The sequence below is a fragment of the Albimonas marina genome, from assembly GCF_029223255.1.
Lineage (GTDB): Bacteria > Pseudomonadota > Alphaproteobacteria > Rhodobacterales > Rhodobacteraceae > Albimonas.
This window is the reverse complement of record NZ_JARHUC010000002.1, coordinates 210,331-226,502: the sequence shown is the minus strand read 5'-3', so window position 1 is coordinate 226,502 and position 16,172 is coordinate 210,331. Positions and strand designations below refer to the sequence as shown.

Annotated in this window: 15 protein-coding genes; 6 read left to right on the top strand and 9 right to left on the bottom strand. The window is 72.8% G+C overall.

Annotation, left to right across the window (positions count from 1 at the left end):
- Positions 1–114: 114 nt before the first annotated feature.
- Positions 115–1,782 carry an energy-dependent translational throttle protein EttA gene (gene ettA / locus P2H44_RS04800; RefSeq protein ID WP_275762308.1) on the bottom strand — a complete coding sequence of 556 codons (1,668 nt, stop codon included), beginning with the start codon at positions 1,780–1,782 and terminating at the stop codon, positions 115–117.
- 40 nt (positions 1,783–1,822) lie between these two features.
- Positions 1,823–2,779, bottom strand: coding sequence for a bifunctional helix-turn-helix transcriptional regulator/GNAT family N-acetyltransferase (locus P2H44_RS04795; protein ID WP_275762307.1), 957 nt, complete (start codon positions 2,777–2,779; stop codon positions 1,823–1,825).
- 285 nt (positions 2,780–3,064) lie between these two features.
- Between P2H44_RS04795 and P2H44_RS04790 the strand changes: the two genes are divergently transcribed.
- Both P2H44_RS04790 and P2H44_RS04785 read left to right on the top strand, forming a co-directional pair.
- A complete protein-coding gene (locus P2H44_RS04790; RefSeq protein WP_275762306.1) occupies positions 3,065–3,700 on the top strand; it encodes a nicotinate-nucleotide adenylyltransferase in 636 nt (211 codons plus the stop codon).
- A 311-nt stretch (positions 3,701–4,011) separates the two neighbouring features.
- Entirely contained in the window at positions 4,012–5,661 is a 1,650-nt protein-coding gene (locus tag P2H44_RS04785; RefSeq protein WP_275762305.1) for a D-alanyl-D-alanine carboxypeptidase/D-alanyl-D-alanine-endopeptidase, read from the top strand.
- 131 nt (positions 5,662–5,792) lie between these two features.
- Here the strand turns inward: P2H44_RS04785 and P2H44_RS04780 are convergent, their stop codons facing one another.
- Entirely contained in the window at positions 5,793–6,230 is a 438-nt protein-coding gene (locus P2H44_RS04780; protein WP_275762304.1) for a tellurite resistance TerB family protein, read from the bottom strand.
- Positions 6,231–6,583: 353 nt separating this feature from the next.
- On the opposite strand from P2H44_RS04780, the gene P2H44_RS04775 reads away from it, so the two are divergent.
- The 4 genes from P2H44_RS04775 to P2H44_RS04760 are packed head-to-tail and all read left to right on the top strand — an operon-like array spanning position 6,584 to position 11,372.
- On the top strand, positions 6,584–7,732 hold the full coding sequence (locus P2H44_RS04775) for an MlaE family lipid ABC transporter permease subunit (RefSeq protein ID WP_275762303.1): 1,149 nt from the start codon (positions 6,584–6,586) through the stop codon (positions 7,730–7,732).
- A complete protein-coding gene (locus P2H44_RS04770; RefSeq protein ID WP_275762302.1) occupies positions 7,732–8,535 on the top strand; it encodes an ABC transporter ATP-binding protein in 804 nt (267 codons plus the stop codon). The genes P2H44_RS04775 and P2H44_RS04770 overlap by 1 nt, the downstream gene beginning before the upstream one ends.
- Positions 8,536–8,553: 18 nt before the next feature.
- Positions 8,554–10,677 carry an MCE family protein gene (locus P2H44_RS04765; protein WP_275762301.1) on the top strand — a complete coding sequence of 708 codons (2,124 nt, stop codon included), beginning with the start codon at positions 8,554–8,556 and terminating at the stop codon, positions 10,675–10,677.
- Complete coding sequence (locus tag P2H44_RS04760; RefSeq protein WP_275762300.1) at positions 10,674–11,372, top strand: ABC-type transport auxiliary lipoprotein family protein; 699 nt, start codon at positions 10,674–10,676, stop codon at positions 11,370–11,372. The genes P2H44_RS04765 and P2H44_RS04760 overlap by 4 nt, the downstream gene beginning before the upstream one ends.
- 376 nt (positions 11,373–11,748) lie before the next feature.
- Here P2H44_RS04760 and P2H44_RS04755 read toward each other — a convergent pair whose 3' ends face one another.
- From P2H44_RS04755 to P2H44_RS04730, 6 genes are all read right to left on the bottom strand, one after another.
- Positions 11,749–12,459 (bottom strand): M48 family metallopeptidase, encoded by a 711-nt coding sequence (locus P2H44_RS04755; RefSeq protein WP_275762299.1) that lies wholly within the window; start codon positions 12,457–12,459, stop codon positions 11,749–11,751.
- Between the two features lie 442 nt (positions 12,460–12,901).
- The gene (locus P2H44_RS04750; protein ID WP_275762298.1) at positions 12,902–14,089 is read right to left on the bottom strand and encodes a vWA domain-containing protein; all 1,188 of its coding nucleotides are present in this window, start codon (positions 14,087–14,089) and stop codon (positions 12,902–12,904) included.
- A 240-nt stretch (positions 14,090–14,329) separates the two neighbouring features.
- On the bottom strand, positions 14,330–14,785 hold the full coding sequence (locus P2H44_RS04745; protein WP_275762297.1) for a cupin domain-containing protein: 456 nt from the start codon (positions 14,783–14,785) through the stop codon (positions 14,330–14,332).
- 129 nt (positions 14,786–14,914) lie between these two features.
- Positions 14,915–15,370, bottom strand: coding sequence for a hypothetical protein (locus P2H44_RS04740; protein ID WP_275762296.1), 456 nt, complete (start codon positions 15,368–15,370; stop codon positions 14,915–14,917).
- Positions 15,367–15,540, bottom strand: a complete 174-nt coding sequence (locus tag P2H44_RS04735; RefSeq protein ID WP_275762295.1) for a hypothetical protein — start codon at positions 15,538–15,540, stop codon at positions 15,367–15,369. Before P2H44_RS04735 ends, P2H44_RS04740 begins: the two co-directional genes overlap by 4 nt.
- Before the next feature lie 7 nt (positions 15,541–15,547).
- Positions 15,548–15,994: a GNAT family N-acetyltransferase gene (locus P2H44_RS04730; protein WP_275762294.1), complete on the bottom strand. Its 447-nt coding sequence runs from the start codon at positions 15,992–15,994 to the stop codon at positions 15,548–15,550.
- Positions 15,995–16,172 lie beyond the last annotated feature (178 nt).

The window sequence follows — 16,172 nt, the reverse complement described above, 5'->3', positions numbered from 1 at the left end:
TATTCCTGAAGCGCGAATGAAGCGACGCCCGGGGCCGCCGGAAACGAAACGGGGCGCGCCCTGCGGCGCGCCCCGGTCGGTCCCGTCGCCGGCGCATCCGCGCCCGCGGTCGCCTCAGCGGGCGAACTTCTTGTACTTGATCCGCTTGGGCTGGGCGGCGTCCGGCCCCAGGCGCTTGATCTTGTCCTTCTCGTAGTCCTCGAAGTTGCCCTCGAACCACTCGACGTGGCTGTCGCCCTCGAAGGCCAGCATGTGCGTGCAGATGCGGTCGAGGAACCAGCGGTCGTGCGAGATGACCACGGCGCAGCCGGCGAACTCCAGCAGGGCGTCCTCCAGCGCGCGCAGCGTCTCGACGTCGAGGTCGTTGGTCGGCTCGTCGAGGAGCAGCACGTTGCCGCCCGAGCGCAGGAGCTTGGCCATGTGCACGCGGTTGCGCTCGCCGCCCGAGAGCAGGCTCATCTTTTTCTGCTGGTCGGAGCCCTTGAAGTTGAAGGCGCCCACGTAGTTGCGCGACGGAACCTCCGCCTCGCCCAGCTTGATGATGTCGAGCCCGTCGGAGATCTCCTCCCACACGGTCTTGTTGGGATCGAGCGCGTCGCGCGACTGGTCGACGTAGCTCAGCTTCACCGTGTCGCCGAAGGTGATCGAGCCTTCGTCGGGCTGCTCCTGCCCGGTCAGCATCCGGAACAGCGTCGACTTGCCGGCGCCGTTGGGGCCGATCACGCCCACGATGCCGCCCGGCGGCAGGGAGAAGGACAGGCCGTCGATCAGCAGGTTGTCGCCGAAGCCCTTCTTGATGTTCTCGAGCTCGATCACCTTGCCGCCCAGACGGGGACCGTTGGGGATGATGATCTGCGCCTTGCCGACCAGCTCCTTCTCGGAGCGGTTGGCCATCTCGTTGTAGCGGTTGAGACGGGCCTTCGACTTGGCCTGACGGGCTTTGGGGTTCGAGCGGACCCACTCGAGCTCCTTGGCCAGTTCCCGCTGGCGGGACTTGTCCTCGCGCGCTTCCTGCTCCAGCCGCTTGGCCTTCTGCTCCAGCCAGGCGGAGTAGTTCCCCTCATAGGGAATGCCGCGGCCGCGCTCGAGCTCGAGGATCCACGAGGTGATGTCGTCGAGGAAGTAGCGGTCGTGGGTCACGATCAGGATCGTGCCCTTGTACTCGATCAGGTGCTTCTGCAGCCACAGGATCGTCTCGGCGTCCAGGTGGTTGGTCGGCTCGTCGAGCAGCAGCATGTCGGGCGCTTCGAGCAGCAGCTTGCACAGCGCCACGCGGCGCTTCTCGCCGCCCGAGAGCGCGGCGACGTTGGCGTCGTCCGGCGGACAGCGCAGCGCCTCGAGCGCCACGTCGACCTGGCTGTCGATGTCCCACAGGTTCTGGGCGTCGATCTGGTCCTGGAGCTCGGTCATCTTCTCCATGAGCTCGTCCGAGTAGTCCTCGGCGATCTTCATGGCGATCTCGTTGTACTCCTGGACCAGCGCGGTCTTCTCGGCGACGCCTTCCATCACGTTCTCACGGACGGTCTTGCTCTCGTCGAGCTGCGGCTCCTGGGGCAGGTAGCCGACCTTGGCGCCCTTGGCGGCCCAGGCCTCGCCCTGGAAGTCCTTGTCGACGCCGGCCATGATGCGCATCAGCGTCGATTTGCCGGCGCCGTTGACGCCCACGACGCCGATCTTCACGCCGGGCAGGAAGTTCAGGCGGATGTTCTCGAAGCACTTCTTGCCGCCCGGGTAGGTCTTCGAGACGCCGTCCATGTGATAGACGTACTGGTAGGAGGCCATTCGAGGGTCCTTGCCTGGAGGGTTCGGGGTCGCGCGCCTTCTACCGGCGGCCGACGCCGGGTGCAATGCGGCCGGCTTGCGGGGCGGCGGGTTCGAGGCGCTTCTCGAAGAACAGCTCCGCATAGGGATCGTCGTTGAAGCGCGCGATCTCCGCCCAGCCCAGCCGCCGGTAGAGGGAGGCCGCCTCCGGCAGCGCCCGGTTGGTGTCGAGCCGCAGGAGCGGGATGCCGAGCGCGCGCGCCTCCGCCTCCACCGCCTCCATCATCCGCGAGGCGAGGCCGAGGCCGCGGGCCGCGGGCGCCACCCACACGCGCTTCACCTCGGCGAAGTCCTCGCCCCCTTTCAGGCCTGCGCAGGCCAGCGGCATCCCCTCCAGCGAGGCGACGAGGAACGCGCCCCGCGGCGGGCGCATGTCGCCCGCCTGGGGATCGCGCGACAGCGAGACCTCGAACCCCTTGGGGAAACGCCGCGCCAGCTCGTCGTAATAGCGCTCGAGGCAGGAGAGCGCGGCGTCGGAGGCCGGGTCCACCCGCTTGATCGCGATGCGGTCGGCGCCCAGCGCGCAGGCCACCCGGTCCATCGCCTCGAGCAGGGCCGCGCCGCCGCGCCGGCCGTGCCGCTCGATCAGGGCGCCGGCGCGGCGGTCCGACAGGCGGTCGTAGGCGGTGTTCTCGGCGCGACCGGCCGCGGTCAGGCGCGCCACCCGGCGGCGGCCGTCGTCGGGGTGGCGGCGCACCTCCGCCAGCCCCTGCGCCTCGAGCGAGCGCAGCAGGCGCGAGGCGAGGCCCGAATCCAGGCGCAGCTCGGCGCGGATCTCGGCCACCTCGCGCCCCGCCTCCGGGTCGCCGCGCCCGATCGCGTGGATCATCCGCGCCTCCCCCAGCGGCCGCCCGCGGCCGAGGAAGGAGGCGTCGAGCGCGCCGATCTCGGCGACCACCGCGCGGTTGAAGCGGCGGATGCGGCACAGCGCCTGGGCGCGGTCGAAGGCGTCGGTCATGGGAGGTCTCGGGAAAATCGCGGGCAGGAAGCGGACCGGCCCGGGCAGGGCGGCGTCGGCAAGGTCTCTGACCTAGGTCAGGGATCGCCTCGGCGCAAGATGTCCGCCGCGCAGGCGCGTCGCACCGGCGCGTCGCCCGCCCCCTCGCGCGCGCCTGACGCCGCGCCCGCGTTGACTTGCCGGCCGGGGGGCCGGAAACAGGCGGGGCGACCGGCGCGAGGCCGGCCCGCCGAGCCTCCCCGCGCGGGCGGCCCCCGGCGGCGAGGGGCAGGGGACGGAGCGCGCGTGCAGGGATTTCCGAGGGCCGAGCCGGGATTGCGGGTGGGGCTGCTGGGCGGCTCCTTCGATCCGCCCCACGCCGGGCACGTCCACATCACCCGCTGGGCCCTGCGCCGTCTGGGCCTCGACCGGGTGTGGTGGCTGGTCTCGCCGGGCAACCCGCTCAAGGCCCGCGGTCCCGCGGCGCTGGAGACGCGGCTCGAGGCCTGCCGCCGGCTGATGGACCATCCCCGCGTCGAGGTCACCGACGTCGAGGCGCGGCTGGGCGCGCGCTACACCGCCGACACGCTCAAGCGGCTGCGCGCGCGCTATCCCCAGGTGCGCTTCGTGTGGCTGATGGGGGCCGACAACCTCGCCCAGTTCCACCGCTGGGACCGCTGGCAGGAGATCGCGACGACCACGCCCATCGCGGTGCTCGCCCGTCCCGGCTCCCAGCTGCGCGCCGGCCTCTCGCCCGCCGCGCGCCGCTTCGCCTTCGCCCGCCGCAGCGCCGGGGCGGCGCACGGGCTGGCGCTGGCCAGGCCCCCCGCCTGGACGCTGCTGACCGGCGCGATGTCCGACCTCTCCTCCACCCGCATCCGCGAGGCGGGAGAGTGGCCCGCAGCGCGGCGGGACGGGCCGCCGCCCGCACGGGACCGTTGAGCACGGCGCGCGCCTGAGGCAGAGTCGGCTCTGAGACGGAGCAGCCCGACGCCGACGCCGAACAAGAAGCGCGGAGCGGGTGGGGACAGGCAAGGAAGACGACTCAGATGGCGGCATGCGTCCGCGGACCTCGCGCTGGGCGGCCCTCGCGCCGACCGGCGGCCCCAGGCATTTGGCGACGCCTCGCCGCGGCGGGCGCGTTCGCGCTGCTGTGCGCGGGCCTCGCCGTCCCCCCGGCGCAGGCGGAGGCGCCCAGCCGCGCGCCCCTGCCCATGGCGCGCCCGGCGACCCACGCCCCCGGCGCCAAGCCGATGCCCGGACAGGCGGTCGCCGAGCCGCGCAGGCGCGACCTCGCCGGCCCGGTGGCCGAGGCGATCAACGTCAGCGGCCACGTCGGCTACGCGCTGATGGACCTCGACTCCGGCGAGATCCTCGAGAGCCGCGCCGCCGAGCGGCTGTTCCCCCCCGCCTCCGTCGCCAAGGTCTTCACCGCGCTCTACGCGCTCGAGACGCTGGGGGCCGAGCATCGCTTCGAGACGCGCCTCACCGCCGCCGCCGCCCCCGGGCCCGACGGACGGGTGCGGGGCGACGTGGCGCTGGTGGGGGGCGGGGACCCCGAGCTCGACACCGACGCGCTCGACGAACTGGTCGCCCAGGCGTCCGCCCGCGGCTTCCGCGGCGCGACCGGGCGGTTCCTCGTCGACGACAGCGCCCTGCCGCTCACCGCCCGCATCGACCCCGCCCAGCCCGAGGACGTGACCTACAACCCCTCGGTCGGGGCGCTGAACCTCGACTTCAACCGCGTCCTGTTCATGTGGGAGCGCACGGGCGCCGACTTGGGCCTCGCGCTCGAGGCCCATGGCGTGCGCGCCCGCGCCACGCCGCGCGGGGTGGCCATCGCCGCCGGGGACACCGCCGACGGCATCTTCGAGCGGCGCGACGAGGGCGCGCTGGAGCGCTGGACGGTCCTCGACCGCGCCCTGAACCGCAAGGGCCAGCGCTGGCTGCCGGTGCGCCGGCCCGCGGCCTATGCGGCCGACGTGTTCCGGGCGCTCGCCGAGCAGCGCGGCGTGACCCTGCCGGCCGCCGAGCCGGGCCGCGCGCCCTCCACCGCGGTGACGCTGGCCTTCCGCCGCTCCGACCCGCTGTCGGAGATCCTGCGCGGGATGCTGAAATACTCCACCAACCTCACCGCCGAGGCCGTGGGCCTCGCCGCCAGCGCCGCCCGCGGCCCGGTGCCCGGCGACCTGGAGGCGAGCGCGCGGCGCATGGACCAGTGGGCCAGCGCCCGCGCCCTGCGCGGGGCCGGCGCCTCGGCCCCGCCGCCGCCGACGCCGCCCGCGCCCAAGACCGCGCTGAGCGTGCGCCCGAAGAGCGACGGGCAGGGCGGCGCGACGGCCGAGGCCGCCTCGGGCCCCGCGCTCTCGGCCGGGATCGCGGCGACGATGCTCGCCAGCCGCGGCGCCCTGCGCCCCGGCGCCTGGGCGACCCCGCCGGCCGCGGCCGCGGCCGCGCCCGCGACGTCGGGCGCCAAGGGCTCGGACCCCGGCGCGATCGCGCTGATGAACCACTCCGGCCTCTCGGAAGACAGCCGCGTCACCCCCGCGGCCATGGTCGCCTTCCTGCGCGCGGCCGACCGCGACCCCGCCGGCCGGGTGCGGCCGGGGGAGCTGGAGGCGCTGCTCAAGGAGGTGAACCTCGGCCCCGCGAAGGGCGAGGCGAAGCTGCCCGCCGGCGTCTCGGCCCATGCCAAGACCGGCACGATGTATTTCGTGCGCGGGCTCGCGGGCTACATCACCGCCGCCTCGGGCCGCCGGCTCGCCTTCGCGATCTTCTCCGAGGATCTCGACCGGCGCGAGACGCTGGCCGACACCGGCGACGGCGCCAAGTCGCGCGGCTGGCTGGGCCGCGCGCGGGAGATGGAGCGGCGCATGGTCCGCGCCTGGGCCGGCGGCTACTGACCCGGGCCTCGGCCGACGCGGGCCTCGGTCGACGCGGGCCTCCCCCTGAACGACGCGCGCCGGAGGGTTTCCCCTCCGGCGCGCGGATCTCGTCTTAGAACGGCCCGGGCTGAACCGGCCCGGGCGTCGGATCAGTCCGCCGCCTCCTCCGCCGTGGCGGGGATGCGGGCGTGGCGGGCGCGGGCCCCGCGCTCGATGGCCGCGGCCGCCAGGCGCCCCACGCCCAGGTCGTGGCGCAGCATCTCCAGCCAGCGCAGCTCGGTCAGCCTCACCGAGCCGTCGGCGGCGGCCACGTCGCAGGCCAGCGCATAGGCCGTCTCGTTGTAGCGAAGCGGCAGCGCCTCCTTCACCAGGCCGATGATCGCGTCCAGCCCGTCCTCCTCGGACAGCAGGTCCAGGACGGTGCGCGTGACCCAGGCCAGCCGGTCGGCGTCGTAGCCGGCGAAGGCGGGCAGGGCGCGGACCATGGAGTCGATCGACAGCAGCTCGTTCGAGCTCATGCGCGCGTCGGCGGCGGAAGTGGTGACCATGGTCGCCACCAGCGCGTCCTGGGGCGTGAAAAGCGACATGCGGAAAGCCTCTCGGGCAAACGGGGAGGGCCGGCGCGGACCGCCGGGGGCGTCGGCGGCAACATAGGGGCGCGCCCGAGCCTCCGGCAAGGGCGGGCGGCGATGCGCGCAGCCCCCCGCGACCGCCGGGGCCGCTCGCCGCCGGCCGCCGGGGCCGCGCCGGGGCCCCGCGCGCCGGCCCGCGACCGTCGCCGGACGCCCCCGAACCCGCCGCCTGCGTGCCGCCGCGGGGGGCGCCGGGCCGGGGGCCGCGCCTGCGCCGCGGGCCCCACGGAGCGGGATCGCCCGCCATGCGCGCCCGCCGCGACCCGTGGCCCCTTGCGCTTCCGACCGACAGCCGCGAGGGTCGGCTCATGGCCGCTACGCCCACCCTCTCCGCGCCCCCGGCGCTCGCCGTCGAGGACGGACCCGACCGCGCCGTCGCCCGCTTCGGCGGCCGGCTGGTGGTGGCCGGGCTGATGGCGCTGGAGAAGGCCGCGGCGGACCTGCGCCCCCCCTCAGGCAAGCCCGTCACGCTGGACCTGACCGAGGTCGAGGCGCTCGACACCGCGGGGGCCTGGCTGATCCTCCAGCTCAAGGCCCGGCTCGAGGCCGAGGGCGCGAGCGTCGAGATCGCCCCCGGCGATCCCGCCCGCGCCGCCCTGATCGAGACGGTCGCCCGCTCCCTCCCCGAGAAGGACGCCGCCGACGACGGCCGCCGCGGCTTCGTCGCCTGGCTCGAGGGAATCGGCGCCTCGGTGGTGGGCGTGAAGGACACCGCGGTTTCGCTGCTGGGCTTCCTGGGCCTGACGCTGACGCGCCTCGTCGCCGGGATCCTGCGCCCCTGGACTCTGCGCAAGGCCGCGCTCTTCCACCACATGCAGGAGGCGGGCTTCAACGCCTTCCCCATCGTGGCGCTGATGAGCTTCCTGATCGGCATCGTGCTGGGCTTCCAGGGCGCGAGCCAGCTCCAGCAGTTCGGCGCGGAAGTGTTCGTGGTGAACCTGATCGCCATCTCGCTGCTGCGCGAGCTCGGCATCCTGCTGACCTCGATCATCGTCGCGGGCCGCTCCGGCTCCGCCTTCGCGGCCTCCATCGGCTCGATGAAGATCCGCGAGGAGATCGACGCCATGCGCACGCTGGGGCTCGACCCCATCGACGTGCTGGTGGTGCCGCGCACGCTGGCGCTGCTGATCATGCTGCCCGTGCTCGGCTTCATTTCCAACATGGCGGGCCTGATCGGCGGCGGGCTGATGGCCTGGGTGGACCTCGGCGTCAGCCCCGGCATGTTCATCACGCGCCTCTACGAGACGACGGGCGTCTGGCACGTGATCGTGGGCATGGTGAAGGCGCCGTTCTTCGCCGTCGTCATCGCCGTGGTGGGCTGCTGGCAGGGCATGCTGGTCGGCGGCTCGGCCGAGAGCGTCGGCCAGCGCACCACCCAGGCCGTGGTCATGGCGATCTTCCTCGTCATCGTCATCGACGCCGTGTTCTCGATCTTCTTCTCGGAGATGGGCGTGTGATGGACGGCTCCCCCGACGCGCTGCACGCCGCCCCCGCCTCCGAGCGCGAGGCGGTGATCCGGGTCCGCGGGCTGGTCAACCAGTTCGGCCGCCAGGTGGTGCACGAAAACCTCGACCTCGACGTCTACCGCGGCGAGGTGCTGGGCATCGTCGGCGGCTCGGGCACCGGCAAGTCGGTGCTGCTGCGCACCATCGTCGGCCTCAACCGCCCCAAGGCCGGCAAGATCGAGGTCTTCGGCCAGGACGTCCTGACCCTCTCGGACAAGGAGCGGCGGGAGGTCGAGAAGCGGTGGGGCGTCCTCTTCCAGGACGGCGCCCTGTTCTCCTCCCTCACGGTGCTGGAGAACATCGAGGCGCCGATGCGCGAGCACCTCAAGCTCTCGCCCGCCCTGATGCGCGCGCTGGGCAACCTCAAGGTCCGCCTCGTCGGCCTGCCGGGCTTCGCGGGATCGAAGTTCCCCTCCGAGCTCTCGGGCGGCATGCGCAAGCGCGCCGGCCTCGCCCGCGCCCTGGCGCTGGAGCCGGAGATCGTTTTCCTCGACGAGCCGACCGCGGGCCTCGACCCGATCGGCGCGGCCGCGTTCGACGACCTGATAAAGCAGCTCCAGGAAAGCCTGGGGCTGACGGTGTTCATGGTGACCCACGACCTCGACAGCCTGCACGCGATCTGCGACCGCATCGCGGTGCTGGCCGAGAAGAAGGTGCTGGTGACCGGCAGCATGAAGGACATGCTGAGCGTCGATCACCCCTGGGTTCACGAGTATTTCCACGGGCCCCGCGCGCGCGCCGCGCAGGGGACCTGACGGGATAGGGAGACGCGCATGGAGACGCGGGCGAACTACGTCCTGATCGGCGCCTTCGCGCTGGCCGGACTGATCGGAGCGCTGGGGTTCCTGCTGTGGCTCGCCAAGGTGCAGGTGGACCGCAGCTACGCCTATTACGACATCCTGTTCGAGAGCGTGTCGGGCCTGAACGAGGCCGGCGACGTGCGCTTCAACGGCCTGCCGGTGGGGCAGGTGGTCAGCCTCGGGCTCGACCAGGACGATCCCTCGAAGGTGCGCGTGGTGGTCGAGATCGACGCCACCACCCCGATCAAGACCGACACCGAGGCGACGCTCGAGATGGCGGGCGTCACCGGCGTCAGCTACGTCTCGCTCTCGGGCGGCACGGCCGAGGCGCCGTTGCTGAGAAACCAGCCGGGGCGGCCGACGATCCAGTCCAAGCCCTCCGCCTTCCAGTCGCTGTTCGACGGCGCCCCCGCGCTGCTCAACCAGGCCATCGACCTGCTCGAGGACGTGAAGGGCTTCGTCAACGACGAGAACCAGCAGGCGGTGCGCGACATCCTCGCCAACGTCTCCGACGCGTCGAGCAAGCTGAACTCGACCCTCAGCAGCGTCGACACGCTCTCGGCCGACGTGGGCTCGGCCGCCCAGAAGCTGACCGACTTCACCGACCGGCTCGAGGCGCTGGCCGACACGGCGGACGAGACCCTGCGCACCGCGACCGAGGCCATCGACAAGTCCAAGGCCACCATCGACGCGGCCACCACCACCATCGACACGGCGGGCGAGGCCTTCGCCTCCGCCGACCTCCTGATGAAGGACCGCATCCCCGGCCTGCTGACCCAGGGCGAAACCACGCTGAAGGCCGCCGAGGACGCCGTGCGCGGCCTCCAGGACCAGGTCGGCCGCACCATCGAGACCGCCGACGCCCTGATGCAGACCCGCGTGCCCGAGGCCGTGGACCGGGTGTCGGAGGCGGCCCTCGCGCTCCAGACCACCACCACCGCGCTGGGCGGGCGCGCGGCCGAGACCCTCGACCGGTTCGCCGAGGCCGGCGCCGAGGCCGCCCTGCGCCTGCGCGAGGCCGAGGAGACGCTGGCGAACCTCAAGACCACGATGGCCAACGCCGACCGTCTGATGGCCTCGCTCGAGGACACCTCGAACACCGTCAACGCGCTCGCCCAGGGCGACGGCGCGGCGATGGTGGCCGAGGCGCGCACCGCGCTCGCCTCCGCCGACACGCTGATGAAGGAGCAGCTCGGCCCGCTGGCCGAGACCGCGCGCCAGACCACGATCAACCTCGACCAGCGCATCGCCGTGATCGCAGAGGACGCCGAGAAGCTGATCGAGACCACCCAGTCCCGCCTCGACTCGACCCAGGAGGTGATGGCCAAGGCCTCCGTCGCCATCGACCAGGCGACGGCGACCATGGCCTCGATCCAGCAGACCTCGGACGGGATCGACCAGCTTGCCCGCGGCGACGGCGCCGCGCTGGTGGCCGAGGCGCGCCTCGCCGCCACCGACGCCCGCGCGGCGATCGAGACGATCAACGGCATCATCCAGTCCGACGTGCCCGCCGTGGTGGCCGAGGTGCGCGCCGCCGCGACCACCGCCAACCAGGCGATCCAGCGGGTGGCGAACGACTTCTCGGGCGCCGCGGGCAAGCTCGACCCGTTGGTGCTCCAGGCCGAGCAGGCGCTGGCGACCGCGTCCGCCACCTTCGCCAACGCCAACGCCACGCTGGGCTCGATCACCTCGGCCATGGGCAAGGCGGACACGGCGCTGACCTCGGCCCAGGCCACCTTCGACAGCGTCAACGGCCTGGTCGAGGGCGACATCGCCGACACCATCGCCGACGTGCGCGTCGCGGTCGGCACGCTCGAGGACACGGTCGCCAAGATGTCGTCTGACTTCGAGGCGATCACCGGCGACGTGAAGGGGGCCGCGGGCTCGGCCAACCAGCTGATGGGCTCGCTGAACTCGACCCTGTCGCGCAACCAGTACCAGGTCGACGACTTCCTGCGCACGGGCCTTCCGCAGATCGTGCGCTTCGTCGAGGAAGGCCGCCGCCTGATCTCGAACCTCGAGCGGATCTCGAACCGGGTCGAGCGCGACCCCGCCCGCTTCATTCTCGGAACCCAGTCCTCGGAGATCTCCCGATGAGCCCGACCGCCGCCTTCCGCGCCCGCCGGGGCCTGGTCCTCGCGACCGCGGCCTGCCTCGGCCTGACCGGCTGCGCCGAGCTGGCCAGCATCGGCGGCGTCGCCACCGCGCCCGACCTCTACTCGCTGTCGCCGAAAAGCACCTTCGCGTCCGACCTGCCCGAGGTCGGCGCCCAGATCGTGGTCGAGGCGCCGACGGCCGACGCCTCGGTCAACACCGACCGCATCGCCATCAAGCCCAACCCGCTGCAGGTGAAGTACTTCTCCGGCGCCCGCTGGGTCGACCGCGCCCCCCTGGTGGTGCAGCGCCTGATGGTCGAGAGCTTCGAGAACACCGGCAAGGTCGCCGCCGTGAGCCAGAGCTCGGTGGGCCTGCGCAACGACTTCACCGTCATCACCGACCTGCGCGAGTTCCAGGGCGAACTCCAGCAGGGCGCCCCGGTCGAGGGGCCGGACTCCAAGCCGGTGCTGGCCCGCGTGCGCCTGAACATCAAGATCATCCAGGAGCCGCAGGGCCTGATCATCGGCTCCCAGGCCTTCCCCGCGGCGGTCGAGGCGACCGAGCCCGGCATGCTCGCCGTCGCCAACGCCTTCGACGAGGCGCTGGGACGGGCGATGCGCAACGCGGTGGAATGGACGATCCGCACCATCGACGCGGCCGAGGAACGCCGCCCGGCGCGCTACCCGGGCTACTGAAGCCGCCTGCTGCGAGGGGCGGAGGCGCGCCGCGAGGCGGCGCGCGCGGTCTACGGGCGCCCTGCGGGCGGGCTTGGGCCTGTTGCAGGCGGGCGCGCCGGGATTGCGGAGGACTGGAGCCTCCGGCGGGCTCCTGACTCACCAAAGAACAGGGCCGCGCCTGTTCTCCGCAGCCGTCTCTCGCTGAGGGATGCCTGAGCGACTCGTCCCCGCCGGTCAAGGACAAGCCCCGCGCAAGCGCGGGGTCGCTTCGCGATCCCTGACCGGCGGGGACGAGTCGCTCTTTCCGGCATCCGCGAGAGACGGCTCCGGAGAACAGGCGCTTTGCGGCCGTGGCCGGCGTCGCGCCGGGGCGCGTGGGGCGGGCGGCGCGCCGTCAGCCGTTGCGGAGGGCGGGGTCGGGGGCGCCGCGGGCGTCCCAGTCGGCCTGAAGCGCCTCGATGGCGCGGGCGCGCTTTTCGGAGGGCGGGTGGCTCATCAGCCAGGCGACGCCGCCGGAGCCGGGGTTCATCCGCTCCAGCTTGCGCAGCAGGCTCGCCTGGGCGTCCCGCGAGAGGCCCGCCTTGCGCATCAGCGCGGCGGCGAAGGCGTCGGCCTCGTATTCGTCCTGCCGCGACAGGCGCGCGGCCAGCAGGCTCGCCAGCATCGCGCCGATCCAGGGGCCGATGAAGGGGATGAACCGGCCCAGGATCGCCACCGCCGCCCAGCGGATCGCGTTCTGCCCGGTCCAGTCGATCATCCGGCGGCGCGAGTGCCCCAGCCCCACGTGGCCCAGCTCATGCGCCACGATCGAGGCGACCTCGTCCGTGCTCACCCGCCCCAGCCGGTGCTGGTCCAGCACGCCTGCGGTGACGAACACCCGCCCGTCGGGCGCGGCCAGCCCGTTGAAGACCGGCACGTCGTAGACATGCGCCTGGAGGTGCGGGATCTCCAGCGCGCGGCCCAGGCGGCGCACTGCGGCCTCGATCTCGGGATGATCCAGCGGGCGCGCCCGCTCGGCGAGCTCCCGCTTCAGCCGCCAGGCGGACCAGCGCCAGGCGATCAGGGCGTAGCCGATGACGAGGAGGAAGGGCAGGAACTTCAGCATCCGTGCTAGATAGGCGCTCCCGCCCGTCCTGTCAGCGCCTGCGCGCCCGCGAAGCGTCGCCCTTTTGAGCAAGCCTCGCCTACCGGGCGCCCGCGCCGCCCGCCCCAAGCCCCCGCGGCAGCGCCTGTTCTCCGGAGCCGTCCATCGCTGATGCCGTTCAGAGCGACTCGGCGGGCGGGGTCAGGGATCGCGCAGCGACCCCCGAAGGGGGCTTGTCCTTGACCCCGCCCGCCGAGTCGCTCAGGCATCTTCAGCGATGGACGGATCCGGAGAACAGGCGCGGGCCTTGTTCTCTGGTGGGTTCCGGAAGCGCCCGCGCCCTTGCAGCCCACGCGCCCTCGCCCTTGGAGAAACCGTCCCCAAGGCGCCGACGCCCGCCCCGCGCCGCGGGCGCGCCTTCGCGACCCGCGCGCGGGCCGCCGCGGCGCCCCCGTCCCGGAGGTTACTTGCTGAGTTCCTTCATCGCCGCCGACAGCCCCTCGAGCGTCATCGGGTGCATGCGGCCGGCGAAGATCTCCTGGATCATCCCGATCGAGTGGGTGTAGCGCCACTGCCTCTCGGGCACCGGGTTGATCCAGATGTTGGAGGGCCACTTGTCGATCGCCCGCCGCAGCCAGACTTCGCCCGCCTCCTCGTTCCAGTGCTCCGAGGCGCCGCCGGGGTAGGCGATCTCGTAAGGGGACATCGAGGCGTCGCCCACGAAGATGCACTTCCAGTCCTTGGGGAACTTGTTCAGCACGTCATGGGTCGGGATCTTGTCCGACCAGCGGCGCTTGTTCTCCTTCCACACGCCCTCGTAGAGGCAGTTGTGGAAGTAGTAGTGCTCCATGTGCTTCAGCTCGGAGGTGGCGGCGGAGAACAGCTCCTCCATCACCTTGATGTGGTCGTCCATCGAGCCGCCGACGTCGAGGAACAGCACCACCTTCACGGCGTTGCGCCGCTCGGGCCGGGTCTTCACGTCGAGATAGCCGTGCTCGGCGGTCGAGCGGATGGTGCCGTCGAGGTCCAGCTCCTCGTCCGCGCCGTCGCGGGCCCAGCGGCGCAGGCGCTTGAGGGCGACCTTGATGTTGCGCGTGCCCAGCTCGATCGAGTCGTCGAAATCCTTGAATTCTCGCCGGTCCCAGACCTTCACCGCGCGTCGGTGGCGCGATTCCTTCTGGCCGATGCGCACGCCCTCGGGGTTGTAGCCGTAGGCGCCGAAGGGGGAGGTGCCGGCGGTGCCGATCCACTTGTTGCCGCCCTGGTGGCGGCCGTTCTGCTCGTTCAGCCGCTCGCGAAGGGTCTCCATCAGCTTCTCGAAGCCGCCGAGCGCCTCGATCTCGGCCATCTCCTCCTTCGAGAGGTGCTTCTCCGCCATCTTGCGGAGCCACTCCTCGGGGAGCTGGATGGCCTCGGCGCCCTCGGGCGCGCCTGAGACGGCCTCGAGCCCCTTGAACACTTCGGAGAAGACGCGGTCGAACTTGTCGATGTTCCGCTCGTCCTTCACCAGCGCCGAGCGGGCGAGGTAGTAGAACCCCTCCACGTCGTACTGCACCAGACGCTTGTCCATGGCCTCCAGCAGCGTGAGATACTCGCGCAGGCTGACCGGCACCTTGGCCTCGCGGAGGCCCAGAAAGAGATCGGTGAACATGGCGGCATACTAGCAAGTATGCCCCCCCGCGGGGAAGGGGGGACGCGTAGATCGCGACAGGGAATCCGCCGACCGCCGGCAGGCGCGCGCGGAAGCCGGAGGAGGCGCCGCGTCGGGCCGCGCGCCCGTGGCGGGGGTCGCGCCCGCGGCGCGCGGCGGGGGGCGCGCCCGGGGCGGGCGGCGGGGCCTCGCGTCGAGCGGACGGGCAGGGGCCGGCGCCCTGCGTCCCGGGTCTGAGCCTCAGTTCGCCTGCGGCACGTAGATGTCGACCGCCAGGATCTCCACCGGCTGGTCGCCGATCGTCCACCAGTGGGTCTTGGAGTGGTCCGCCGGGATCGCGTCGCCGGCGCGGTAGACCGTGGTCGTGCCGTCGTCGAGATGCTCCACCGCCTCGCCCGACAGGACGTATTCGATCGAGGGGCGATCGGCGTGGGAATGGCGCGCCACCACGCCGCCGGCCTCCACCCGCAGGAACCGGGCGCGCAGGATGCGGGTCCCGGTCTCCTGGAACTCGGGCGCCAACGGCATCTCGTGCAGCAGCTTGCCCGACAGGCCCTCGTTCTTCGTCGGCGCGTCCTGGGCGAGCGCGGGCAGGGTCAGCAGCGTCAGCGCCACGCCGACCAGGGCGGCGTCGCGCGCGGCGCGCAGGGCGGCCGGAGCGAAGGGCCGACGGGAAGCGAGGGCGAGGGCGGGCATGGGCGTCTCCATCGTGGCGCCGGGCGCGGCCCGGCCGGTCGGGACTCACCCTGCCGCAGGAGACGTGACGGCGGCGTGACCGCCTCTAGCCGGCCCGCGCGCCGTGGCGCGCGGGCCAGCTGGATGGCGTCACGGCCCGACCAGGCACTCCAGGAAGGCGCGGGCCGAGGCGTCGGTCTTCACCGGCGTGCGGTCGGCGGCGCGCTGCAGGATCGTGAGGTGGTCGGTCCCGCTCTCGGCCGCGACCAGCATCAGGACCTCATGGGTCGAGTCCTCGGCGTGCCAGATCCGCTTCGAGATCATCGCGTCGTAGCCCAGGGCCCGGAAGTCGGGCAGGCCCATCAGCTCGAACGTGTAGAACACCGGCGCCTCGGCCCCCTGCGCGGGCGGGCCCACGTATTGGACGTCCACTTCGGGGTTGTAGAGGCCGCACCAGTTCTCCCGGTCGACCGCCGCGATCTCGCGCGAGAAGGCGGCCTCCTCCGACTGCTTCAGGCGCCACTGCTCGGCGTATTCGCACCCCGCCAGGAGCGTCGTCGCCCCCAGCGCGGCCGCCAGGCCCGCGAGCCTCGCCAGCCGGCTCAATTGGTCAGCCCCTGCCAGTCGCCCAGCGTGGCGACGGCGTAGAGGACCAGCGCCACCGCCAGGCCGTGGATCAGGCCGTAGCGCACCCGGTCGGCGACGCCGCCGCCGGCCTTGCGGGCGCGCCACCAGCCCCAGGCGAAGAACAGGACGAAAGCGATCAGCAGAGGCATGCGCGGCTCACCGTCGGTACTGTATGAAGGGCGACTTGGTCGCCATCTGGTCGTAGAGCATCCGCCCCTTGTAGTTCCATTCCTGCGTCAGCCAGTAGACCGCCGGGGTCCCGGCCGCGTCCGCCCGGTCGTAGACCGCCTGGATCAGCGCCCGGCCCACGCCGCCGCCGCGCACGTCGGGGTCCACGAACAGGTCCTGGAGGTAGACCACGTCCTCAAGCCGCCAGTTGTGGCGATGGAAGATGTAGTGGACCAGGCCCATCAGGCCCTGACCGTCCGGCCGTTCCGCCACCAGGGCGTTCATGTCGGGGTGCTCGTCCGAAAGGTTCCGGGCGAAGGCGGAGGCGTAGACCTCCTCGGGAACCGTGGTCTCGTAGAACTCGAGATACAGTTTCCACAGGCGGCGCCATTCGGCCTCGTCGGCCGTCGTCAGGGGGCGGATCACGATGCTCATGCGCGATCTTGTGGCGCCGCCCGCGACGCGGGGCAAGCGGTCAGGACGCCGCCGGGGGGAGGCGCTCCGCCGGCGGCCGTGCCGAGCCCGGCGCCGCGCCCGCCGCGCGCCACGGGCGGGAGGCTCCGGCAGGCGCCCGGTCCGCCGCGGCGCCCGGTCGAAACGAAGCCCCCCGGCG

Excerpts from the sequence above, each read along its gene's own strand:
- ettA (WP_275762308.1), bottom strand. The coding sequence starts at position 1,782 with ATGGCCTCCTACCAGTACGTCTATCACATGGACGGCGTCTCGAAGACC.
- P2H44_RS04735 (WP_275762295.1), bottom strand. The coding sequence starts at position 15,540 with ATGCCTCTGCTGATCGCTTTCGTCCTGTTCTTCGCCTGGGGCTGGTGG.
- P2H44_RS04795 (WP_275762307.1), bottom strand. The coding sequence starts at position 2,779 with ATGACCGACGCCTTCGACCGCGCCCAGGCGCTGTGCCGCATCCGCCGC.
- P2H44_RS04775 (WP_275762303.1), top strand. The coding sequence starts at position 6,584 with ATGGCCGCTACGCCCACCCTCTCCGCGCCCCCGGCGCTCGCCGTCGAG.
- P2H44_RS04755 (WP_275762299.1), bottom strand. The coding sequence starts at position 12,459 with ATGCTGAAGTTCCTGCCCTTCCTCCTCGTCATCGGCTACGCCCTGATC.
- P2H44_RS04785 (WP_275762305.1), top strand. The coding sequence starts at position 4,012 with ATGCCCGGACAGGCGGTCGCCGAGCCGCGCAGGCGCGACCTCGCCGGC.
- P2H44_RS04770 (WP_275762302.1), top strand. The coding sequence starts at position 7,732 with ATGGACGGCTCCCCCGACGCGCTGCACGCCGCCCCCGCCTCCGAGCGC.
- P2H44_RS04765 (WP_275762301.1), top strand. The coding sequence starts at position 8,554 with ATGGAGACGCGGGCGAACTACGTCCTGATCGGCGCCTTCGCGCTGGCC.
- P2H44_RS04760 (WP_275762300.1), top strand. The coding sequence starts at position 10,674 with ATGAGCCCGACCGCCGCCTTCCGCGCCCGCCGGGGCCTGGTCCTCGCG.
- P2H44_RS04745 (WP_275762297.1), bottom strand. The coding sequence starts at position 14,785 with ATGCCCGCCCTCGCCCTCGCTTCCCGTCGGCCCTTCGCTCCGGCCGCC.
- P2H44_RS04730 (WP_275762294.1), bottom strand. The coding sequence starts at position 15,994 with ATGAGCATCGTGATCCGCCCCCTGACGACGGCCGACGAGGCCGAATGG.
- P2H44_RS04780 (WP_275762304.1), bottom strand. The coding sequence starts at position 6,230 with ATGTCGCTTTTCACGCCCCAGGACGCGCTGGTGGCGACCATGGTCACC.
- P2H44_RS04750 (WP_275762298.1), bottom strand. The coding sequence starts at position 14,089 with ATGTTCACCGATCTCTTTCTGGGCCTCCGCGAGGCCAAGGTGCCGGTC.